Here is a 23,311-nt window from a genome sequence, read left to right as displayed (position 1 = left end):
TTGAAACTGCGGAATATTGTGATCGTTATACAAGAAAGAGTGATTGCTCTATTGTGGCAAGCTGTTGTCTCATTTGATTTCATTGTACTTTTGCACGTCATGTATAGTAGAGGTGAAGCAAAAGCTTTACTTTTTCACTTCTGGAATATCTGAGAACAGAGGATTACTAGAGTAGAATTTGCAATGGTGCAAAGAAAGCTGTAGACGGCGATGACGAAATATCAAGATGTGAAAGAGCAATGGCAACATATATTTAAGCTGATGGCCATCGGCTTTCTCTGGTTATGTAAATGGATATGGACAATAGAGATTTTTTTATGGAAAACAGGGATAATATTAGCTGGATTTATAGCATTTGTTTTAGGCATTGTTCTACAGTTTACGACGTGGGAGACAATATTACATGTTGGTAACTTCTTACTTGAGAATAAACTGGTTATCATTATTATTATTTTAAGCGATGCATTAATAGGTGTTTTGAGCAAACATCCAGATGCCGCTAAGTATGCAGCCTCTCTTAGAACAGTGCAAAGTACCTTCAACTGGAGAAGATTACCTCCTCGGATACTCATTGTTGCTTTAGTGGCCTGTCTCGTGCTCGGCCTTTTGGGAAAGGTAGGACTGCTCATGTTACAGTATACCAATCCTCCTGCTCCTGCTCCTCCGATAGATACGGGTATACATACACAGGTTATAGATGGAGAACGGATAGGCATTAGTGATGGGAAAGATGCGTTTGACACAGCCAGGTTAAATAACATTTATAAAGAAGATGCAATACGTGAGATGAGTAATGGGGATACTCTGAAAGCCAATGTTTATTGGACAATGGCAGCAAATGATGATACAGCGGACGCAGAAGTGAAAATTTATGTGGAAAATCAATGTATACTTGGCATTGGTAAAAGAGACTCTGTTGCGGGGGAGAATTGTATAGCAAGACCTCATAAAACAATCCTGGTTGTTGTCCCTTTGTCAAATAAATCGGATACTATCAATATTGGTCGTGATATCCTTCAGGGAGCATATATTACACAGGCTGAATATAATCAGTTGCATCAGAATGGCCCGCAACTCTATTTGCTCATCGCAAATATAGGAGAGGCAACCACAAATAGCGACGGTCAGGCACAGGTTGCCAATCAGATTATGCAGGCGATTAAGGCTGATCCAACAATAGTGGGTATCGTCGGATGGCTACCAGGATCAAGCATGCTTGTGCAAAAACTCAATCACTCCTCTCTACCAATGATCTCTACGATTCCTTTGGAACAGCCATATATACGTGGCCTATTGAGTGTTGCCCATTCCCTACAAGATGAGGCGAGAGCGGCTACAACATATATTACCGATAGATTACACGCTACAAAGATAGCGGTTGTTTATCCCACTGATGGTAGTGATCGTGGATTGGGGAAAGATTTTATTGTGGAGTCGGGATCGTTGAAAACCACGCCTATACCCTACAGTGTGGGAAGTGAGTATAACGTGCAGGAGGTTGCTAATCGGGTAGTTGATAGTGATTTTGATCTGATCTACTTCACCGGCCCTTTTGCAGATATAGCAATGCTCCATACAGCTCTCTATGGACTAACCAAAGGAACGAGTCGTAGCGTTCAAATAATGGGCAGCGATATTACTTATCAATGGATACATGCATCTCCAAATGATATCAGCAATTTCACCGGCCTTAGTTTTACTGCATCGGCCTTCCCCGATGAATGGTCCATTCGGCATACTCCGATCAGTACCTTTCCTTTCTATGATCCACAAACAGCCGCATCCCAACCAGATGGTTTCACCAAACCACCTATGGTGGTAGATTATAAAAGCGCTTATGATCCCCTGCATCTCTTCAATAATGATTATGTGTACGATAGAGCCGATAGCGATGTAATATTATCATACGATGCAACTTCTCTCCTGGCGACCGCTCTCTGCCAAACTCAAGGGAGTTCTTGTGATGACAGCGCTCAAAAATCACATCCTATTTCCGCTGATCAATTAGGCAAAACAATACAGAAATTCACACCCGGACATGCATTTCAGGGAATAAGCGGGCAGATAGCTTTTTTACCAGGTAATAGCTCGGCAGTAAATAAAGCCGTACTCGTTCTGCATATTCTTGGGAATGGCACACACAGTATAATAATTGGGGCGGGTAAGTATTAAATAGCAGATAAGGAGCTTCGTGTGCAATGTTTGGTTCACGGCAGGCCATTTTGAATCAACTGCTTGAACAAAGGCGTACCGGATATCTCACCCGGCGAACATTTCTCAAACGGACCAGTGAGATAGGTCTGGCAGGTAGCCTTGCCAGTATGTTGTTAGAAGCATGTGAGCAAGAGAAACAGCCTACCAGTAATAAGGTGACAAAGATTATATGGCAAACCGAGGATGATCATTACGGTACTTTCAATTTCCTTGTTCGGATGTTCAATCGATTTCATCCAGATATACAGGTACAGGCTACGAAGGCACAGAGTCATTGCAACCCTCATGACGACCTGGTGAGCAAATTACAAGCACATCAGGGAAGCCCCGATGTTCTCTCTCTTGATGTTCCCTGGATGGATGAGTTTGTACGTAACGGCTGGATCATACCTCTGACCAATTCATGGTTGCAAGCAAATGCCAAAAACTATTTGCAAAAACCTCTGCAAGCTGTAACTTTTCCGAATCCTGAGACCGGCCAGCGGCAAATCTGGGCGGCTCCCTTACATACCGATATCGGATTGCTATATTACCGTAAAGATTTTTCTGATCTCATTTCCAGGCCTCCGCAGACATGGACAGATCTGGAGGCGATGGCACGCGTTGTTCAAAAAGAAGGACGCTGCAAATGGGGATATGTGTGGCAGGGAAAGAAATATGATGGGCTGGTCTGTGATTTTGTAGAGGTACTCTCAAGCTATAACGCAAGTATTTTTGATCCTCATGCTCCCCAGGTGGTTACTATCAATAGCCCGGAGGCTCTTGCTGCACTAAGCGAAATGGTGAGTTGGGTTGGTACTATATCTCCTCCAACAACTCCAACATTTGGAGAGTATGAAACTGTCGATCAATGGTTAGGGCGCAATGCTGTTTTTATGCGATGTTGGCCTAATATCAGTGCATGGAGCAAGGATGCCAGCCAATCATTGGTGAGGCATACATTTGATATTGCGCCGCTCCCGTCAGGGGCTAAATCCTGTCTCGGCGGTTGGCAGCTAGCAATTAATAGATACTCACAGAACCAGGAAGCTGCCTGGCAATTTATACAATGGATGTTGCAGAGGGAAGCACAGCAATACCTGGCCGTGAAGGAAGGTTTTACGGTAACGCTGGCAAGCATTTATAAAGACAAGCGCGTGCAGACATGGAATCCTCTATTTGCATTTTTGGATCAACCGTCCACATTTTCTCCTAAGAAATCACTGCTGGAAACACTATTAGATAATGCCCAGTTGCGTCCAGTTTTGCCATGTTTCTCACAAGTTGCAAGTGCGATTGAAAGCCACGTCAACGCGGCATTGATTGGATCAGAGAAGCCAGCTATAGCATTGCAGAGGCTACAAACCGAACTGCAAGATGTTATGCAGCGTTGCCAAACTGTGAGCAAGCTTGTGTGTGCTTCGTCATAGCATTTTCGTTGCTCTTGCTCTATTGCCTCCATTTTTAATATTTTTTCAATGCCCCTACTACTTGACGCGCGCATTAAAAGGGCTTATAACAGTGTGGGTAAATTGCGTCTGGGAGGCTTGCTGATGAAGCAACAAAATAGTATGTTAAAAACCGCCCGGCTCCAAAAAAGCTGGACGCCTGAATTTGTAAGTAAAAAAGTTGGAGTCAGTTTAAGCACCTACATTCGCTGGGAGTCTGGCACTCAAACGCCACGTAACACATCTCTCTATGCTCTGTGCCAGGTCTTCGAGATGTCTCCTGCTGAACTGGGCTTTGAGGTGGTGCCACCCCCAACGAAAAGGTCGTTGCTGGACCCTATTCTCTCGAAGAAAGATTTTGCTGCCAACCCGGATAGCGATGCGCTCATTGTGGACACTGGCAATCTCACGGAAACATTGGCCCTCTGGAAAATGGGCATCTCTTCTTGCTGGCAGTTGTATATGATCGGTGGACAGACGGAATTGGAGCGCCTGCTCCCCGCCTATCTCAGCAATCTGGCCCGACCGACTCTCTATCCCGGGCCGGAGCAGAAAATGGCGGCCCATCTGACCGCTCAGGTCTATCAACTGACGGCCTTGCTGGAGTTGCAGCGCGGCGATTTTGTGACGGCGCAGATGAATGCGTCACAGGCGTTAGTCTATAGCCAGATTGCCAAAGATTGGAACCTCTATATCGCTTCACAGATGCGCCTCGCTTCTATCTTTATCGCACGCAAACGTATTGGCTCAGCCCTCAGCGCCTATAACGATGCCTTGAGGCGCGTTAATAGCAGCAACGATGAGATCTCTCCATTACTTCACTGCTGGATCTTCGCAGCTCTGGCCGAAATCCAGGCCACGATGGGCCGCGAGAAAGAGGCATTGCAGTTTTTGCAACTAGCCTTCGCCGTCTTTCCCGACGATCCTATGAATGATCCCAGTTTTTCTTATATTCGTTATGAACGCTATATGCTTTTCTTATATGAGGGGCAGGTCTTTCTCCGTCTGGGACAGCCTAAGACCGCGTGGGATGCCTTTTCGCGCATCGATGAGCTCAAACCAGCGCCACCCGAGCGCATACGTGCCGAATTTTTAAAGCAACGAGCCTACACTTCGCTGGTCCTCGGCAATATGGTGCAGAGCTGTATTTATCTTGAAGCTGCCGCCAAAGCCGCCCAGGAAATTCATAGCGACCTTGCTTTCAGCGAAATCTACACCCTGTACGAGCATATGCTCGCCGTCTGGGGCCAGGAAGTACGTGTCCGTTCGCTCTCTCGACTCTTTCAGCGTTAACAAGTTGCTTTGAGAGAGCGGATATGCTACACTTGGTTTCATTGTAAGAATAAATGAGTTGAATAAAGAATCGGGAGCGATCTTGTGAGCCATCTTTTATCTGTGGTTCGACAACAGCAGCAGCAAAGCCAGACTATGATGAGGTCCGGTTTTGTTGGCATGCCTCCGATTCCCTGATGCTATAGCAGCTAACAGCAAAGCGTATCCCTTCGCCGGACCTCTCAAAAGGTCCGGCGATTTTTTTATGTTGTTCGCTTTCATTCTTTTGCAGGAGAAAGACATGGATGTAAGTTTTTTTGTGCGCGGTCTGTTGATCGGCCTCTCGGTTGCCGCCACAATTGGTCCAATGAGCATCTTATGCATTCAACGGACGATGAGCAAGGGCTTTTTCTATGGGCTGGTTTCCGGGCTGGGTATCGCCACTGCCGATGGTCTCTATGGGTGTGTGGCAGGTTTTGGTCTAACTGTTGTTGCGGCCTTCCTGGTGCAACAACAAACATGGGTGCATATCGTGGGTGGTCTGTTCCTGCTCTATCTGGGCATCAAAACGCTGCTCAGCAAACCAGCTGAACGCGCTGCTCAAGCTACACCGGCAACAAACTTCGCGGGTGCCTATGTAACGACGCTGTTGCTTACCCTGACCAATCCGCTTACTATCCTTTCGTTTGCCGCCATCTTCGCCGGTCTGGGCGTTGGCAGTGGTGGACAAAACAACGGTATGACCGCTCTGCTCGTCGTCAGTGGCGTTTTTCTTGGCTCAATGCTCTGGTGGTGTCTGCTGACTGGAGGGGTAAGCCTGCTTCGCACCAGATTTACTCCTCACTGGCTACTCTGGATGAACCGCATTTCCGGTGGTGTCATCACCATCTTCGGGTTGCTGGCCCTCTGTCTGGTATAACTTACTGTGACTGCTCAGGGATGGTTTCGCCATTGTGACTCTGTCCCTGTTGAGCCAGATCATCATAACTACCATCGCAATCTCAACGGCGATCACAAAAGGCTCCTGGATGATGAGAAAACCTTTTTACAAGTAAATAGAACATCCACGCTCTTCCAGCCGTCGCAGCCATGCCGGGAGAGATGAGAGTTTGTTCCATCGCAAATCGAGCTTTTCTAGCTTTGGCAAATCTCCAATGCTGGCAGGAAGGACAACCAACCTGTTTGCTCGCAAATCGAGATGCCTTAAACTGTTCAGCTCGCCCAATGACCCGGGCAGGCTGCTCAAACGATTGCCTCGCAGATCGAGCGTCGTTAGTGCGATCAGCTTGCCAATCGACTCAGGGAGCGCTACCAATCTGTTGTGAGACAGGTGTAGTTCTCTGAGGCTCTCCATCTCTCCCAGCGACTCGGGAAGCGCCATCAGTAGATTATTCATCATGTGTATTTCTTGCAGATGTTTCAGTTTGCCCAATGACTCGGGAAGAGCCGTCAGTTGATTATTATATCCGCGCAACTCTTTCAGGCTGGTGAGATTGCCAATCGTCTCAGGGAGAGTGGTTAATTGATTATCGGTGATGTTGAGATAGCGCAAATGCTCCAGCCGCTCAAAAAGCGTCTCTGGGAGTTCCGTCAGTTGATTATCGCTGAGATAGAGAAATGTTGTCAGGCTGGTGAGATTGCCGAGCGACTGTGGTAGTGCCGTCAATTTGTTATGCCCCAGGTCCAACATTTCAAGATGAGTCAGGTTATCAATGCTGTTTGAAACCGCCTCCAGTCGATTCTCGGCAATATTTAGCGAGCGCAGTTCTCTCAAGCCCCATAGCGCATCGGGGAGGGTCGTTAGGCGATTGCCACCAACACTGATGTCTTTGAGGCGCTTGAACTGACTGATCTGTGCCGGGAGTGTCGTAAGCTGATTGCCATAAAAGCGCATTATCTCAAGCAGCGTCAACTGGCAAATGCTCTCAGGCAGCATTGCCAGCTGGTTTGCATCGGCCTGTATCTCCTCAAGCAGCGTCAAATGTCCTAGCGACTCAGGAAGAGAGGTCAATTGATTGCCGTCCAGATATATTCTTTTGAGCTGCATTAAGTTGCCTAGCGACTCAGGCAGGGCGGCCAGTTGATTATGAGCGATATCCAGCATGCATAGATTGGTGAAGTTGCTCAACGTTTCAGGCAGCGAGGTTAATGCACAGGAGCGCGTCGAGAGAGCAATAACAGTATTATTTGCAATAGTGCAGGAAATATTGCCCTCGCTTCTTTCAACCTCTTCTGATTGCAAGAGAGGAATGTTCTGTCCTGCATCAAGCGAACCGCTCTGTTGTAGCAACCGCTCTAGCTCCCGTAGGGCGTCTATTTCGCTCGCTGGTAGCACAACGCCATGATAGTTATGTTCTATTTTCAATTTTCTCTGTCCATATTGCAGGGCTTTCCAATTCTCCCATCTAGCAGGAGTGCAGAGGGCGGCAGCCCTTTGCCGGGGTGCGGGGTGTCCCCGCAAAAAACCTTTTTTCTTCTCTTTTGCGCGCCGCCGCAGGCGGCGCGCGAAGGAGGGAAGGAAACTGGGGACACCCCAGGCCCCGGCAGGGAGACCCCTGCACCCCTTTGAGCGGAGAACTGGAAAGCCCTGGTCCATATTGTTTTGCGATTGACGATAGCAGATGCCTATGCTACCATAAAGGACACATACAAGAAATCCTCCAGGCGAGGTCGAATATGGCAGGGCGAGGACAAGCCATCGCCCCTACTAGAAAGAAAGCGAGCAGACACAGATGGCAGGTCAGGAGCGAACCCTCTACTAGACGCCCACGCGTCCTTTGTGCGGATGGTTCTCCCTTGCTATGTGTCTCGTTTTTTGTTGTCAAGCGCTGTGGGCAGAAGTGGCCTTGCAGCGCTTTTTTGTTCTCCTGTTCCACTTCTGCCCCGCTATATCAGGAGGTACAATGTCTGAACAGGAAATTCTATTACATGGCGGCAATGTCACGGGTGCCGTACGCGTTGGAGAGACGGTTCGCCGTGCTACGGGGGTATGGAGCAGCGCTATTCACGCGCTTCTGCATCATCTGGAAGCACGCGGTTTTGGTGCCGCGCCGCGCTTTCTGGGCATCGATGAGCAGGGGCGCGAGATGCTCACATTTTTCGCGGGTGAGGTTGGGCATTATCCCTTGCCGCCGTATATGTGGGCAGAGGAGGCGATGCAGGCCGTTGCCAGATTGGTGCGACACTATCACGAGGCCCAAAGCGATTTTGTCCCGCCCTCTGATGCTCGCTGGCAGATGGTCTATCCCGATGTGAGCCGCCACGAGGTTATCTGCCACAACGATATCGCACCCTATAACATGGTTTATGTGGCAGGTCAACCGCATGGACTCATCGATTTCGACTGTGCCGGGCCGGGTCCGCGCGCCTGGGATCTGGCATATGCGGCGTATCGTTTTGTTCCTCTGGCGCATCTCGATGATCCAGCCATTATCGAGCCAGGTCTGACCGACCCTCATATGCAGGGCGAACGATTCCAGCGTTTTTGTGATGCCTATGGTATTGCCGCTCATGAGGTGCTGGAACTGGTCGAGCCACGTTTACAGGTGCTCTGCACACTTATAATTGAGCAGGCCCGCGCTGGTAACGTAGCCTTTCAGAAAATGCTCGCTGAGGGACACCTTGCTCATTATCGCCGCGAGTTGCAGACCTTGCAGCGCTACCGCGCAATCATTGAGCAGCATCTTCAATCGTGATTTCATGAGGAGGCGAACTCCATGCGTTGCGTTCGGTGCGATCCCAGGGATTGCTGAGTTTACCGATCAGGGAGAGAGAGCCGATCTCTTCGTTGCCCTGGCTCAAATGCTGGCAGAGATCTTTTAACTCGATAGGCCAGACGGAAAGCGCTGCAACCTCTTCCAGGAGAATCCAGCGGGCAGGCTGTTCGCCGGGGAATTCTGCTTTTGTCGGCGGCAGCGGCTCCTCTGGATAGGCATAATGATAGACCTCCAGTCCGAAGCCGTGACCATCGCCATCCTCTAACGCTCCTGTATAGCGAGGCACGATCCATTCGAGCAGAAAGGCGATGCGGCCCACGCGTACGGGAATGCCCGTCTCTTCCAGCACTTCGCGCCGCGCACATTCGGCCAGCGACTCATGCGGTTCCAATCCTCCACCGGGCAATTTCCAGGCTTCATCGCTGCCATCTTTGCCCGGTGGATGCAACAAGATCTTGCCCTGATAAAGCACAATGGTACGGGTACGAATATTCTCGTAGATGTTGTGGCTGAAGATGCTCATGTAATACTGCTCCCAGGTGGTCAGTGTATTCTGCTTTTCCGTTTCTTTATACGCTTATTGCTAATATAAACCTGTATCACAGCTTGTATGATAGAAGAGGTGCCGCTGATGATGTGTGCCAGCGACTTTGACATGATTAACAAGCCCAGCGCGACAAATGAGCTGCACCAGATAAAGGAGAGCATGGGCATGCTGCGGTAAAGCACGACGCGTGAGGGGTCGGAGGGATTGTACCAGCAGGGGTAGACGCCGTTTTGATGATAGTTATTGACGATATTTTGCACCTCGTCATTGTTGGTGACAATCGTGCTGTTCATCCCTGCGCCCACTATTTGATAATCTTGATTGCTGGCTGTGTGGATCGTGAAGCTAAAGACGATGATATAGCGAGGTGTTGATCCCATCGAGTTGTGCCGCCAGGGGATCAGCGGGCGAATGAAATGGATAGTGCAGCGACCTTCAGGATAGCTATAGACACGCATCGCCGGAGCCACACGTTCGGCAAAAGCAATCGTTCCCAGATAGAGGCAGGCCGTTCCGATCATTAGAGCCGTGAACCAGGCAAAAAGAATACCGGCCTTTCTAGTTGCTCCTATTGTGGCTGCGGCAGTGGTGCCAGATATGGTAGACATAAAATAGATCCTTACTTCACCGAAGACGCACACATAAGTAGTTCTTATAGTTAGTAGTATTGGAAGTATGCCAGGCTCTTATTCATGTTTCGGAATGTTTTTATTCTGTCTCATTCTACACGCTTTTATCTCGTCGGGCAAATGAAGTATACGGCAAAAAGCAGTGCAATGATATTCACTGCACTGCCCTTTTCTACGGAATAAACGGCTTAACAGACGCTCTTAGCGGCTACGAACCACCACCGTTTTAGCCACGCGATCTCCCAAACGCTGCCGGGTTGGGGAGTTCCACACCAGGATTGCGCCAATGAGATACACGAATAGACCATCAACGATGCGCAGCAGATTGCGAATGACAGACTCGTTCCAGCTAATTGGTGTGCCATCGACCTTCACAACACGCAGGCCAAGCACCATTTTGCCTACGGTCGCGCCCTGAGTTGCCTCCATCACAATATAGTAAGCAATTGCGATGACCGCTGATATGGCACCAACTGCGCCGCTATTATGAAGAGCGACAGAGATGATGCCATTGACAATGCCAACAAGGATAGTATCAATAAGAACGGCGAGGAAACGGGGGCCAACGCTCACATATTGCAGCTGTGGCGCGGCTTGCTGATACGGGGACTCGTACGGTGATTGCATATGAGAACTCCCTTCAGGCGCAAACGAAGAAGAGGTTTATGGTCTTTCATGCCAGCGATGCTTATCAATCGATGATGACAAGCAAACGCCCTCTGCTCCATTGCAATTATTTCTATATACCTACTATCTAAACGTGTAGACCAGGGTTTTTTAACTCTACAAAATTTGAATCTAACACAGTTTTTATCTTTTTCCCACTATATACTTTTTTTAAATAAAAAATTGTATTGTATCCAAAATGCAGCATAATCGAAATGGCAAGATTCCTCTTTTTGAGCAACTCGCTGCCCCAGTAATGAAGATGAATGAAATAACCTGAGAATGTGGTTCTCCCAACGCGATAATACACTGTTCCTTTCAAAAACGGTAAGGTATGTCGTAGTTTCCCGATTTATCGGGAGGGGGCACAACTTCCATTCAAGCGGGTGACACACCCCTCCCGATAAATCGGGAAACTACGAACTACATTGAGCATTCCTGATCTTTCCCTCTTGACAATCTAATGAAGTTAGATTATTATTTATAATAATAAGATTAATGATTATCCGTCGTAGAAAAAGAGAGAGATAATTCATTTGCTCATCTCAAATGATTGGTTTGATGATTAGGATCAGGGAGAAACTGCAATGACTTTTATTGTGTTTGTGCTGCTTTTTACCATCCTGTGCGGTTGGCTGGATACACGTATTGATGCGAAAAAGGGGGAAAATAAATGTTAGCTGGACATTTTGGATTGGCGGCGGCTGTCAAGGCGAAACAGCCTTCTGTGCCGCTTTGGGCGCTGATGCTTTCAACACAACTGCTCGATGTGCTCTTTGTCCCATTGCTTCTGACCAATGTTGAAACGATCGTGCCAATCGATAAGGGCGGCTATGGCGAGGCGATTATTCATGCCAACTATACGCACTCGCTGGTAGGTGCGCTACTCATTGCAATCGTGGCGGGACTGCTGGCCTGGCGCGCGTGGGGCCGTAATACGGGACTAACCATCGGGGCCGTCGTCTTTAGCCACTGGTTACTTGATCTATTGGTGCACCGTGCTGATTTACCGATTCTGCCCGGCAACCTGGGCAATCTGCCGCTGCTGGGATTCGGTCTCTGGGCCTTTCCCCTGGTCAGTATGGTGATGGAGTTTGCGCTCATCGCTGTTGGCGGTTGGTTCTACTTCTCTTCCGCCCTGAAACGTGCCAGAGAATCTGGCCTCCGCCATCGCTCCTGGGCTATCATTGCTGGTAGTGTGACCTGTGTGCTGCTTGTCCTGTTGCTGGTTATGGATGTGACGGGTATTGCTGGCTAATTGCAGCAATCGTGCTGTTACGTCGTAGTCGAGCGATTGATCGCGATCGGGCGATATATTACGTATCTCGAACGGATCGCGATCAATCGCTCGACTACGACATACATATTCGGTTCATTTCGTTCATCCGGTAAGTAGAGGATAGCTCATTGTAATTAGGGAGTAAATCGTAGCAACGGCGTGTTTTCTCTAAATAGACATTTGTCTGTGGTTCGTAAGAAGTTATTGTGGAAAGGCTATTGTGCATGGCAGATTTGAACAATCCAAAGGTTCAGAAAATACTGCAATCAAAGGGATTTGCGCATCTTGCAACTATTGGACCCAACGGAGAGCCGCAATCCTCTCCGATGTGGTTTTTATGGGATGGCGAACATATCAAGTTTACGCATACCAGCGTGCGCCAGAAATTCCAGAACATCAAACGTGATCCACGTGTAGCAATCTCTATCGTCGATCCCGATGATCCCTATATTTACGCCGAATTTCGCGGCGTTGTTGAGCAGATCGAAGAAGATCCTACGGGAGCTTTCTATAACGAACTGGCCGTCCATTATGGATCTTCTGGCCGCTGGCGGGGCGACCCGCGCGTCAGACTTTATGTGAAGATTCAGCGCGTAGTGGGCCAGAACTTATAAAAAAGCGGAGAGACCTCCAAAACCTGGAGGTCTCTTTCAAATGGTCGTATTTCCTTCCCCTGGCTCGTCAGCTTCTATATCTAATATGCGCAGCCACACATCCGCTCTGGTCTCGTCCTCCGACGACTCGATCTTGAAGATGATGTTAACGTGCTCGACCCCCTTGAGGCTTTGCAGGCGGTCGGCACCGCGCATCAGCGTTCCCTGGTAGTGTGCTTTGCTGCTGGAACTGCCCAGGCGCAGGCGGAGATGCTGGCGGTTGAAACCCGTTACCCGGGCATCGAGCAGGCGAAGATGCTCCATCTGAAAGATTGGGTCAGGATTGCCAGCCCCGAAGGGACTCAACTGGCGCAATTGCTTGTAGAAATCGTAGTTGATGAGATCGCGGGTAATCGCCAAATCGACCATCTGCCGTCCCGTGCGCAGAGAGTCTTCCCCGCTTTCTGGTTCGTTCGCTCCGTTCGTATCTTCTAACAGCGGTGTACTCTCCGACATGGGAGCAATCACTGTGCCACCGTTCTCTTTCCAGCCGACGAGATGATCGTGGAGCGCGTCGATATATTCGCTGCGAATGGTGAAGCCCGCCGCCTGCGCGTGGCCTCCATAGCGTTCCAGATTGTCCGCAAAGCCGCGCAGAGCCTCGATAATGTTAAATCCCTGCTGGCTGCGCGCTGAACCACGACTTGTCTTGCTGGCACGATCGTTGCTCAGGACCAGCACTGGCTTCTTGATCTCTTCCGCCAGCTTGCCCGCCACCAGACCAATCAGACCCTCGTGCCAGTCGTCGCCGCTGACCAGCACGACAGACTTTGTGGGTTGATTCTGCGCCTGTTCGCGTACATATTTCATCAGCGTCTCCGTCTCCTGCTGGCGGGCCTGATTGAGCTGGTTCAGTTCTGCCACACGAGCGGCGGCCTCTTCTTCGTTATCTGTCGTTAGCAATTCAAAGGCGATGCTGGCCTCTTTCATGCGTCCGGCGGCGTTGATGCGTGGGGCGATGCCGAAGGAGATGTCTCGCTCGCGGATCTTGCCAGGTTGCACGCCAGCGCTACGGATCAGTGCCAGCAGGCCGGGTTTGCGGGTCGCGTTCAGCCGCTCCATGCCCATGCGCACCAGGGTATGGTTCTCGCCCAGCAATAGCGCGATATCGGCAATTGTGCCTATCGCCACCAGATCGAGCAGTTCCAGTTCGACCTCTTGTGGTTGCTGGTTGGCACGATAGAGCGCCTGAGAGAGCTTGAAGGCGATGCCTGCGCCACAGAGGTAGCGCTCTCCATAGGTGCTGTCGGGACGCCAGGGATTGACCATTGCATAAGCTCTCGGCAGTTCGGCGGGTGGATGATGATGATCGGTGATGATCACATCGATGCCCAGCGTGCGGGCATAATCCACCTGCTCGACATCGGAACTGGCGCAATCGGTGGTAACAATCAGCGTTGTGCCGCGTGCTTTGAGCATATCGAGGGCGGCGAGATTCAGGCCGCAACCATCGCGCAGGCGGTGCGGGATATGGAAATCGAGCGGTGCCTCTGGCTGTTTCAGACGACGCAGTGTACGGAAGAGCAGCGCAGAAGAGGTCACGCCATCGGCATCGTAGTCGCCATAGACGGTGATGTGTTCTCCGGTCTCAAGTGCGTGCTGGATACGATCAACGGCGCGTGGCATATCAATGAGCGTCAGAGGATCGGGAGTCTCCTCGTAGCGAGCTGCCAGAAAGGTTTGCATGGCAGCAGGCGTCTCTATTCCGCGATTGGAGAGCAATTGCGCGTGAATAGATGCGATCCCTGCTGCGCTGGCGGCCTGAAATTGCTTCTTGCTCAGGAGAGGATGAACCTCCCAATGTGTTGATAGATGCGATGATATTTCCACGTTTTTTATCCTTTACGCCTCTGGTAGCAGCCGGAAAAAGACCTCATTGCCCAGCAGACGGCCTCGCTTGCTCAGGCGCAGCCAGCTATCCTCGTGTTCCAGCAGTCCCGCCTCTTCTACAATCTGCAAGCGATCACCAACAAATTGCGCAAATGGCTGAGAGAATCGCTGCTCGAAGGTCGGGAGATGTAGCCCCAGGGCTGTGCGTAGGGCCAGGAACGCTGTCTCGGACATCTCCTGTTCGCGCTCTACTTGTTCGCTCTCCACTTCGGGGATGCGTCCAGTTTTGAGAACCTTGTTATATGTGAGCGGGTCGCGCTCATTTGAGAAGCGGCGATTGCCGAAGTAAGAATAGGCACCCGCGCCCATGCCGATATAGGGCAGATTTTGCCAGTAGGTCAGATTGTGGCGGCTGTGGTGGCCCGGCAAGGCCCAGTTTGAGATTTCATAGTTGATATAGCCCGCCGCATGCAGCAACTCATCGGCTATCTCGTACATATCGGCGCAGAGGTCTTCGTCGCCCGGCGTGATGCGTCCCTCGTGCGTCCAGTCGTAGAAGGGCGTGCCCTCCTCGATAATCAGGGAATAGAGCGAGAAGTGTTCCGGGCGCAATTCAAGCGCCTGCCGCAACGTCTCCTGCCACTGTTGCATCGTTTGCTGTGGTAGACCGAACATGAAGTCCAGATTGATCGAGGTGAAGCCAGCAGCGCGGGCATAGGTGACGGCCTGCGTGATCTCTTCAGGAGTATGAATGCGGCCCAGCGACTTGAGCAGGTCTGCGTCAAAGCTCTGCGCACCCATGCTGAGACGATTGACGCCAGCCGCGCGCAATCCTGCCAGCTGTTCCTGCGTCAATGTGCCCGGATTGGCTTCCAGAGTTATTTCAGCATCGGCATCGACGGCAAACGCGGTAGAGCAGGCTTGCAAGAGGCGCTGCATCTGTTGGACGCTGAGCAGGCTGGGGGTACCACCTCCGAAAAAGATTGTACGAGAGCGGCGCAGCGTATTATCTGCGAGTTGCGCCATCTTCCCGGCCAGTTCGATTTCGGTAAGTAGGGCACGGACATAGGGTTCGCGCACCGGGAGCATGCCAGCATAGGTATTGAAGTCACAATAATAGCAGCGTGTGTGGCAGAACGGGATATGCAGGTAGAGCGAAGCAGTTTCTAGCAACCGCTCGATTGGCTCGGTGGATGTGACCGGCAGGAGGCGGTTCTGAGCATTTGTTGTTGTATCAGGGGCGCTTATAGTCATGGGTTTATAGCTTTTTCTGGGATTATTCCATTGGGTAGAGAAGAGGGGCAACCTGCCAACGTCTGTCAGTGGGTGCCCCTCGTGAAGCTTTACGGCTGTGTTGGTAGGCCAGTGTCACCACCGGGTAGACCACCAGTACCACCGGGCAGGCCACTTCCTCCCTGCTGTTGCTGCGCTGGGGCAGAAGCGGGCAGTCCGGGCGGCATATTGTTGGCATCAAGCAACATCGTCTGATCGATCTCCGTGACGGTGACGCCGGGCAGTGCCTTCTGTGAGAGCACCCAGGTAGTCAGTGAGTTGTCTTTGAGATCTTTCAGCGTCGTCTCATCGATGGCACGTGAGGGATCGAAGCCCATAATCTGTACGATATGGTAGGTGCCGTTTTCGCTGATGACCGGGCTGATCTCGTTCAGTTTGCGAGCGGGATCGTTGATCCAGTTATCGATGCCTGCGGCCACTTTCTGCGCATTGTTGATCGCGTACTGACCGCGAACGAGCCAGCCTAGATCGCCACCCTTCGCGTTGGTGTTGGTATCAACGGATTTCGCTTTGGCGAGCTTGCCGAAGTCCTCGCCCTTCTTGAGCTGGGCCAGGATTTTATCCGCGTCGGCTTTCGTTTGCAGGGTTATGGCACGGGCCAATACCTGGCGAGCAGGCGATGCGATCTGAGACGCCAGATATTTCTGCATGTTGTCGCGGCGGACCTTGATGGTGAGCATCGTATGTACGTCGGCATCGCTGATATTGTCGTCTTTCAGCAACTTCTGATAGTTGGTGGTCTTAGGAATGCCGGAGATGAAATCCTGCACCGCTTTATTGACATCTCCGGGTGCTGGTTCGATCTGATTCTGTATAGAACTGCTCTGTTTCGCCAGCCATTGACGAATGAGGGCATCTTCCTGAAGCCACTGAGCGCTATCGTTGCCGACCTGCGGCTGTGTATAGAGCTGCTGCTGCTGTGGGATTTGATTCTGCAAGATGTCCTGGTACTGTGCGTTAACCGAAGTGCCTTTCGCCTGAAGGTCGTTCACCTTTTGCTGGGCGGCCTTGAGTTGATTTTCAAGGTCAGTACGTTGCGCGCTTGCGCCGGCAGGCAACTTTTTGATCTGCGCGTTGAGATCGTCAACCTTTTTCTGATCGTCAGTAAACGTTTTTTGGAGCGTTGCCAACTGCTTTTGCAGATCGTCGCGCTGAGCGCTCAACCCGTGTGGGCCGTTGAGGGTGCTGTTATGTATCTCTGCCTGAACCGCGACCATTTTGCGAAAATCGGATTGCGGGATGCCCTCACCATTGACGGTGGTAATAGGACGGTTGGGATTGATGACGTTGATAGTAATCCAGTAAAGCACAAGCACGCCGACGATGAGCAGCGAGATAATGGCTGTGATGGTCCAGATAGCGCGACGCTGGAGGAGGGTCTTTTCGCTGTGGGAGAGATGGCCTCCCCAGCCGAAGATAAGAGGTTTGCCATCGCGACGCGCCGAAACGTGCGCTGTTTGTTTTATATATTTCTTGTTTCTGGCAGTGCGCGTGTTGCGGTCTGGCCGACGCGCTGTCTGACTACTCATGAATGCCTCCGTAGTGGCAACCCCTGGCAGCAAAAGCCGAAAGGAGGAACCATAAATTTCTGAGTAGGAGAGACGGGAGAGAAGGTCTCCCCCATCTCTTTTGCTAGTGTACAGATCGCTCAGGCATACCGATTACATGCCGCGCATATGCTCTGCCGTGTAGGGGAGCAGAGCCATAAAGCGAGCCTGTTTGATCGCGGTGCTGAGGCCGCGCTGGTGCTTGGCACAAGTGCCAGTTTTGCGGCGTGGCTCGATTTTTCCACGATCGGAGATGTATCGTTTCATGTAACGATTGGCATCTTTATAGTCAATTTCGCGCACATGATCGTGGCAGAACTGACAGATTTTGCGGCGTCCACCGCGCTCGCCACGACCTTCACGGCGTGGACGTGGGGCAGTACCGGTGCCGCCCCCTTCAGAACGTCTTTGCATCACAGACTTTCTCCTTCTTTAATTTTTAGAAGGGGTGGTCGTCCAAATCTCCCAGCGAGTCATCTTCGAGGTAGTTATCCTGGCTGCTGCTTGAACCTCCCTGGCCCTGACTCTGGCTCTTAGGTGTCAGCATTTCCATGTCGTTGATGACAACATCAATAGCTGTGCGCTCAACATTGTTCCTGTCGGTATACTTGCGCTGAGTGAGGCGTCCTTCGACATACACTTTGTTGCCTTTGCGGAGATAGTTGTTACAGGTCTCCGCAATGTTGCGAAATGCGACGATGTTAAACCAATCGGTGTCTTCTTGCCGCTCGCCTGTAGGAGTTTTTCCTACGCGCCTGACAGCAAGAGAAAACTTTGTAATCGCCACTCCGTTAGGCGTGTAGCTCATCTCAGGGTCTCGACCCAGGTTCCCAATCAGCATGATTTTGTTCATAGCTCAAACAAGTCCTTTCGACGCGATAACCAGCCCCGGCCTGCTATTGTTGAGAGATTGAACGAACGAACCCAAACATATGATCCTATGACTCGGCTGACTCATCGGCCGTTGCGGGAGCCTCCACAACTTCCTCTTCGGAAGAAGCGGTGGGTGTTTCCTCTGGAGCCGCCTCTGCTGGCGTTTCCTCAACTGCTGCAACTGGTTCCTCAGCTGCTTCGCTGGTCTCGGCTGGTGCTTCGGCCACAGCTACAGCACTTGCGGCAGCTGCTTCGCTGGCTGCAGCAGCTGCTGCTGCTGCACGAGCCTCACGCTCTGCACGCTCTTCGCGCTCCTTCTGAACAGCTTTGGGATCGCGTTTGCGAACCATGTACCGGAGAACGATTTCGGAAACCTTTAGCATACGTTCGAGTTCGGCAACCGTTTCAGGAGTCAGGATCATATCGATGAATATATACTGTCCGTCTCGGTGACGCTGAATGGGGTAGGCCAGACGGCGACGCCCCCACTGGTTGACCTTGACAATTTGACCGCCATACGTAGCGACGATCTGCTCGACACGCTCAAGCATTGCACGTGTCTCTTCTTCGTTGACCTCGGGATTGAGAATAAACGCCAATTCGTAATCTCTACTCACGAAGCCACCTCCTTCCTCTGGGTGTGCGCCTGGTCAAATCGATTGTCTCTATCTGCCAGGGCAGGTGGAGCAGCAACATAATGTTGATGCTGAACAACAGATGCCGCGAATAACTTCAGCGGCCTCGGTAACAAGTGAAGCGTCCCACAAAGCGTGGGAGATGATGAAACCCGCTCGCTCCCTGCTCTACCAATCATTGAATGGTGTTGCAACACGAGCATGAGCCGTGAGAAGAGGAGTGAGGTCATCAAATACCACGCTATTATAACATTGTTCGTTATGTCTGACAATAGAGCCGAGGTCTCTCAACCTTTCACCTATCTATTCTTATAATGCACTGTAAAGATGGAAAAGCGGAAAGGAAAAACGCGTGATGGCCCATGTGTCTCACAAAAGAACAGGCAGCAGCGGTGTCGTGTTCCTACCTGCCAATAGTTGCCTGTTTTTCCCTCATTTTCGCTCGCGTGTTTATTGACAGTTGCGCATGGATAGGACATACTAAATCTATTGAATTATGAAAAAATAATTTCGTCGTACTCTGTCGGCCTTCATTGGGCAAATGGAGCGGTGTGTGTTTCCCCGTGTATGGTAGGGGCGATGGCTTGTCCTCGCCCTCCCCAGGCGTGTTGAGGGGGTCACACCGGGCGAGGACAAGCCATCGCCCCTACCATACACGAGACACCTCGGAGGATGTTCTGGATGCACCAACGACGAAGGCCGACAGAGTACGACGAAATTATTGTGATCTCTCTTTCGGTTGACGGAGTAGCTATGCAGCAGCATCCGCAAGATCTTCATTCGCGTCAAACTCAGTCCGCGCTCTCTGAAAAGACCGTCGCTCTCGATACACAATCTGTACAGTTGCACAATCAGCAGCGATATCCTTTACCTCCTGCCCAAAAAAGGTCGTCGCGCAGTAGCTTTGCTGCACCGGGATTATTCCTCCTGGGCCTGCTGCTCGGGTTGACCTATCTCTCCCTCTATCCGCTCTTTGCCAACCCTGCTCGCGATATGATGCAGGAGGCGCTCCCGACCCTTTTCCCCTGGTTGCCGACGCTTTTCTGGACGACCGCTTTCCCCGAACTGCCAGCTCTCCTGGCGCGCGTCCCCTGGCTCGATCCGCTCTCATCGGGCCGCACCACGCTGTTGCTGCTTCTACTCATTGTGGCCTGGCTGCTCAATCTGCTTGCTGTCAACATTGGACGAAAGGCGGCGCAATCCTGGCTCTCTCCAGGTCGCGAGGCGCTCTTTTTCTGGTCGATCATGCTGCTGACGACGCTGTTTGGCCTGATCATGTTCTTTGCTCCAGTGTCTAACAGCGCCACCTCCCGCGATATGCTGCTCTACGCATTCTATGGCCGTATGGTGGTCTTTTATCACGTCAATCCTTATATCGTGCCTGTCTCCGTCTTTCCGCACGATTCACTCTATACTATTCCGACGACCTCAACTACTGGCGCTGTTGCCTCTCTCCCCCCGGCGGTTTCCTATGGACCGGTCTGGTTGGATGCAAGCCTGCTGGTTACGCTCTTTGCCGGACAAAGCATCGCCAACATTCTGATCGGATTTCGTTTGATCGGTCTGCTTGCTCACCTGCTCAATGCTCTACTGCTCTGGAGCCTCCTGGCGAAGCTCAAGCCAGATGCGCGCATTTCAGCCACGCTGCTCTACGCCTGGAATCCGCTCATTCTGGTTCTGGGCGTCGCACAGATGCATCTGGATATCGTTGTGGCCCTCTTCCTCTTGCTTGCGGTCGCGTTCTTCTTGCGCGATTCGCTGATCCTCTGCTGGGTCTTTACCCTGCTCGCGGTGCTGGTGAATATACTTTTCCTGCCGCTGTTACTGATCGGCCTGCATCTCATCAATCTGCATTTGCGCTTCATTCGCCTGGGCTTCCGCTTCCTCTGGTATCTGGGCATGCTGGCGATCACAGCGCTGATTTTAATCCTTGCCTACGCGCCTTATTGGGAAGGCTGGGGCATAGAGGGTGTGCGTGCGGCGCTGGTGCAATCGTTCTGGTTGCAGAGCGCAATCAACTCGCTCGATGCAGCCCTGCTCAATCTGCCAATGGAGTTGCCGAAACTGGCCTCCTGGGCGGCTCAGTCCTCGCACTGGACGCCGGGCGTGCTGCTGATTGCCGGTACATTTCTGCTCTTTAGCCTCTGGCTGGCAAACACGCTGGATCTGGTTCTCTTTTGTGCAAGCTGGCTGCTCCTGATTTTGCTGCTCTTGCTCCCGACATACTGGCCCTGGTATTTGATCGTCCCGTTCACGCTGGCTCTGTGCGCGAAGAACCGCGGGACGACGCTGCTCACTGTGCTATTGAGCCTGGGTGCGCTGCTCTGCTACTACTGGTGGCAGTTGCCAACCGTCTGGAAGGGGCAGGCGCTCAGTACTATTGGACTGCCTTTTTTATTGTGGGGATGGATCGAGTTTTTCTCCTCAACCTGGCGTATGACGCGCCCGACGCTCCCGCCTGCTCAGAAGCGGCCACGAGGGATCAGCAATTTCGTTCGTCGCTCGCGTCCTTCCTGGATCTCTCGTCCCACCTGGCCCTCACGCCCGTAGCATTCTTGATGCTCTATTACACCGATTTATTGTGATTCATATTTGTTGACAGATGAGTTAGCGTCATATAAGATAAAAAGCGAGGCTGAGAGCAGTAGGACTCTCTTCAGCCCTTGCTTGTTGTTCCATCCTATCATCGGAAAGCAGTTCGGAGGCTGACGATGGTTGATTCACGAGAAGAACGCATTGGGCAGCAATGCAACGGATATCGCTTGACTCGCCTGCTTGGTCGCGGTACATATGGCACTGTGTATCTGGCAGAGCATGTCTCCAACTTTTCGCTTGCGGCGGTGAAGGTGTTGGGTCTCCCACTGACGGGGCGGGATCATGGGAGTGCATTTATTAACGAAGCACGGATGATTCGTTTACAACATCCACATATTGTGCCTATCCTCGACTTTGGTGTGATGCGTTCAGATGGTCTTCCTTTCCTCATTATGGACTATGCAACTGGTGGCACGCTTCGCGCCTGTTATCCCAAAGGGACGAAGCTGCCCTGGCCGGTAATTGACAACTATGTTCAGGCTATTGGTTCGGCATTACAATATGCACATGAACACAATATCATTCATCGTGATGTCAAACCGGAGAATATACTGATATGCGGCGATGGACGTGTGCAGCTCAGCGATTTTGGCATTGCCCGTATTGTAGAGCAGAACACGGCCAGCATGGGTTCGCACTCACCGGTTGGTACGCCTGCTTATATGGCTCCTGAACAGAGCCAGGGGAAAGCCTGCTATGCCAGCGATCAGTATGCGCTGGCAATTGTTGTGTATGAGTGGCTCGCTGGTCGGCGTCCTTTCCAGGGTAGTTATGTGGAGGTTGCGGTACAGCATCGCATGGATTCACCTCCACGCCTGTGTGAGCTATGTCCAGAGGTATCGTTACAGATTGAGCAGGTCGTGTTCAAGGCGCTTGCCAAAGGGCCGGAAGATCGCTTTCCCTCAGTAAGAGATTTCGCTCAGGCGTTACATAACGCGTTGCAAGAGGCGATGGCTGCCAGTCCATCCATGCAACAGATTAGAGAGTACAATACCGTTCCTGGGTTTGTAGAACTATCTCCGCCCCAGACAGACAGGCTAGCGGAGACGGTGACGCCGAACAAATCAAAAAGGCCAGTACTGCCTGCTGATGAATGGTCGTCTAGCAAATGGCAGTCTATTCCAACGGTGCCCGCTTCCCGGACAGCACTATCGATGGAACAAGGATTGTCCGCAAAACCGTCGTTGGCGCGTGCAACCCTAGGGAAGACGCGTCGCATTTCCCCGGTGATGTTGCTCTCTGTGCTGCTCGTTGTGGTTGCGCTGGGACCGTTATTGATGGTTTTTCGCCCTTCCTTTTTGTCAGAACTGCTGCCAGCAAAGCAGGCAACGCAGCCACCAGGACAGCAAACACGCTCATCACAAAACACGCCACAAAGCACGCCAGCACCTGATCCAACTCCATTGCCACAAACCCCGCAAAGCACGCCAGCACCTGATCCAACTCCATTGTCACAAACCCCGCAACAGATTTATCAGCAGTTTACAGCGGGAACGCCAACGAAAAGGGATATGAAGCTCGATGGCACCGTCTGGCCCTGGTTCAATGCCGCACCCACCTTTGGCTCGTGCGCATTTATGCAGGATGCGTATCATGTCACCACTCATGCCGGATCATTTGCATCGTGCATTGCATCGAACGATCAATATACAACCTTTGCTTTTCAGGCGCAGGTCAGCATTCAAAGCGGTGATGCTGGTGGGCTGATTATTGATTACCAGCCAACAACCCCTTACAGGACGTATGATGCTTTTCTGTTCTGTCGTGATACAGGGGCGAAGTATTGCAAAACAGGGAACGTCTGGTTGACGCATGCCGAACATGGAGGTGCTGGTTGTATGACTTCAGCCACTTTCAATTGTGACCAGATCTATCCTTTTGTGAAGGCCGACCTCGGTGTGGAGAACACTCTCACCATTATTGCTCTGAGCCATACGATCTACCTCTATATTAATGGGCAATCGGTCGGTGTTGTCCCACGTCTCTCCTTAACTAGCGGTGGTATAGGCGTGGTTGCTTTCGAGGAGGCAATCAGCACAGATGTGGTTTTTAGCGATGCAAAGCTGTGGGTTTTGAGCGGGGTATAGGCGTGTTGCTTCTCGCGAATAGCTATGTTATAATGCGTGGCGCAAGTG

19 protein-coding genes are annotated in these 23,311 nt (G+C 51.3%); 9 read left to right on the top strand and 10 right to left on the bottom strand.

The window, feature by feature from the left end; translation table 11 throughout:
- Positions 1-210 precede the first annotated feature (210 nt).
- The 4 genes from K3T83_RS17190 (at position 211) to K3T83_RS17175 (ending at position 5,832) form a co-directional block, all read left to right on the top strand.
- Positions 211-2,172, top strand: a complete 1,962-nt coding sequence (locus K3T83_RS17190; protein ID WP_220204185.1) for a type 1 periplasmic-binding domain-containing protein — start codon at positions 211-213, stop codon at positions 2,170-2,172.
- Positions 2,173-2,198: 26 nt separating this feature from the next.
- On the top strand, positions 2,199-3,623 hold the full coding sequence (locus K3T83_RS17185; protein ID WP_220204184.1) for an extracellular solute-binding protein: 1,425 nt from the start codon (positions 2,199-2,201) through the stop codon (positions 3,621-3,623).
- Between the two features lie 123 nt (positions 3,624-3,746).
- Positions 3,747-4,934: a helix-turn-helix transcriptional regulator gene (locus tag K3T83_RS17180; protein WP_220204183.1), complete on the top strand. Its 1,188-nt coding sequence runs from the start codon at positions 3,747-3,749 to the stop codon at positions 4,932-4,934.
- 280 nt (positions 4,935-5,214) lie between these two features.
- Positions 5,215-5,832, top strand: a complete 618-nt coding sequence (locus K3T83_RS17175) for a LysE family translocator (protein ID WP_220204182.1) — start codon at positions 5,215-5,217, stop codon at positions 5,830-5,832.
- 126 nt (positions 5,833-5,958) lie between these two features.
- On the opposite strand, the gene K3T83_RS17170 is transcribed toward K3T83_RS17175, so the two are convergent.
- The gene (locus tag K3T83_RS17170; RefSeq protein WP_220204181.1) at positions 5,959-7,278 is read right to left on the bottom strand and encodes a leucine-rich repeat domain-containing protein; all 1,320 of its coding nucleotides are present in this window, start codon (positions 7,276-7,278) and stop codon (positions 5,959-5,961) included.
- 538 nt (positions 7,279-7,816) lie between these two features.
- Here K3T83_RS17170 and K3T83_RS17165 point away from each other — a divergent pair.
- Positions 7,817-8,608 carry an aminoglycoside phosphotransferase family protein gene (locus K3T83_RS17165; protein ID WP_220204180.1) on the top strand — a complete coding sequence of 264 codons (792 nt, stop codon included), beginning with the start codon at positions 7,817-7,819 and terminating at the stop codon, positions 8,606-8,608.
- Here the strand turns inward: K3T83_RS17165 and K3T83_RS17160 are convergent.
- The 3 genes from K3T83_RS17160 to K3T83_RS17150 form a co-directional block, all read right to left on the bottom strand.
- A complete protein-coding gene (locus K3T83_RS17160) occupies positions 8,583-9,152 on the bottom strand; it encodes an NUDIX domain-containing protein (protein WP_220204179.1) in 570 nt (189 codons plus the stop codon). The two genes, K3T83_RS17165 and K3T83_RS17160, sit on opposite strands and share 26 nt — an antisense overlap.
- Before the next feature lie 20 nt (positions 9,153-9,172).
- Positions 9,173-9,784 carry a DUF3592 domain-containing protein gene (locus K3T83_RS17155; RefSeq protein WP_220204178.1) on the bottom strand — a complete coding sequence of 204 codons (612 nt, stop codon included), beginning with the start codon at positions 9,782-9,784 and terminating at the stop codon, positions 9,173-9,175.
- Positions 9,785-10,006: 222 nt separating this feature from the next.
- The gene (locus K3T83_RS17150) at positions 10,007-10,432 is read right to left on the bottom strand and encodes an RDD family protein (protein WP_220204177.1); all 426 of its coding nucleotides are present in this window, start codon (positions 10,430-10,432) and stop codon (positions 10,007-10,009) included.
- Between the two features lie 712 nt (positions 10,433-11,144).
- On the opposite strand from K3T83_RS17150, the gene K3T83_RS17145 reads away from it, so the two are divergent.
- Positions 11,145-11,729: a hypothetical protein gene (locus tag K3T83_RS17145; RefSeq protein WP_220204176.1), complete on the top strand. Its 585-nt coding sequence runs from the start codon at positions 11,145-11,147 to the stop codon at positions 11,727-11,729.
- Between the two features lie 245 nt (positions 11,730-11,974).
- Positions 11,975-12,364 (top strand): PPOX class F420-dependent oxidoreductase, encoded by a 390-nt coding sequence (locus K3T83_RS17140; protein ID WP_220204175.1) that lies wholly within the window; start codon positions 11,975-11,977, stop codon positions 12,362-12,364.
- 36 nt (positions 12,365-12,400) lie between these two features.
- Here K3T83_RS17140 and recJ read toward each other — a convergent pair whose 3' ends face one another.
- From recJ to rpsF, 6 genes are all read right to left on the bottom strand, one after another.
- Positions 12,401-14,233: a single-stranded-DNA-specific exonuclease RecJ gene (gene recJ / locus K3T83_RS17135; RefSeq protein ID WP_220204174.1), complete on the bottom strand. Its 1,833-nt coding sequence runs from the start codon at positions 14,231-14,233 to the stop codon at positions 12,401-12,403.
- A gap of 12 nt (positions 14,234-14,245) precedes the next feature.
- Positions 14,246-15,487, bottom strand: coding sequence for a radical SAM family heme chaperone HemW (gene hemW, locus K3T83_RS17130; RefSeq protein ID WP_220204173.1), 1,242 nt, complete (start codon positions 15,485-15,487; stop codon positions 14,246-14,248).
- Between the two features lie 89 nt (positions 15,488-15,576).
- Entirely contained in the window at positions 15,577-17,055 is a 1,479-nt protein-coding gene (locus K3T83_RS17125; RefSeq protein ID WP_220204172.1) for a peptidylprolyl isomerase, read from the bottom strand.
- A 132-nt stretch (positions 17,056-17,187) separates the two neighbouring features.
- Positions 17,188-17,487: a 30S ribosomal protein S18 gene (gene rpsR / locus K3T83_RS17120; RefSeq protein WP_220204171.1), complete on the bottom strand. Its 300-nt coding sequence runs from the start codon at positions 17,485-17,487 to the stop codon at positions 17,188-17,190.
- A 25-nt stretch (positions 17,488-17,512) separates the two neighbouring features.
- Complete coding sequence (locus K3T83_RS17115) at positions 17,513-17,926, bottom strand: single-stranded DNA-binding protein (RefSeq protein WP_220204170.1); 414 nt, start codon at positions 17,924-17,926, stop codon at positions 17,513-17,515.
- Between the two features lie 85 nt (positions 17,927-18,011).
- Entirely contained in the window at positions 18,012-18,563 is a 552-nt protein-coding gene (gene rpsF / locus K3T83_RS17110) for a 30S ribosomal protein S6 (RefSeq protein ID WP_220204169.1), read from the bottom strand.
- A 699-nt stretch (positions 18,564-19,262) separates the two neighbouring features.
- Between rpsF and K3T83_RS17105 the strand changes: the two genes are divergently transcribed.
- Positions 19,263-21,131, top strand: coding sequence for an MptA/MptB family glycosyltransferase (locus tag K3T83_RS17105; protein WP_220204168.1), 1,869 nt, complete (start codon positions 19,263-19,265; stop codon positions 21,129-21,131).
- Positions 21,132-21,292: 161 nt separating this feature from the next.
- On the top strand, positions 21,293-23,263 hold the full coding sequence (locus tag K3T83_RS17100; protein WP_220204167.1) for a serine/threonine protein kinase: 1,971 nt from the start codon (positions 21,293-21,295) through the stop codon (positions 23,261-23,263).
- Positions 23,264-23,311 lie beyond the last annotated feature (48 nt).

It is taken from the genome of Reticulibacter mediterranei (genome assembly GCF_016587455.1).
The sequence above is the reverse complement of the archived record's forward strand: the minus strand, read 5'-3'. Positions and strand labels throughout refer to the sequence as shown.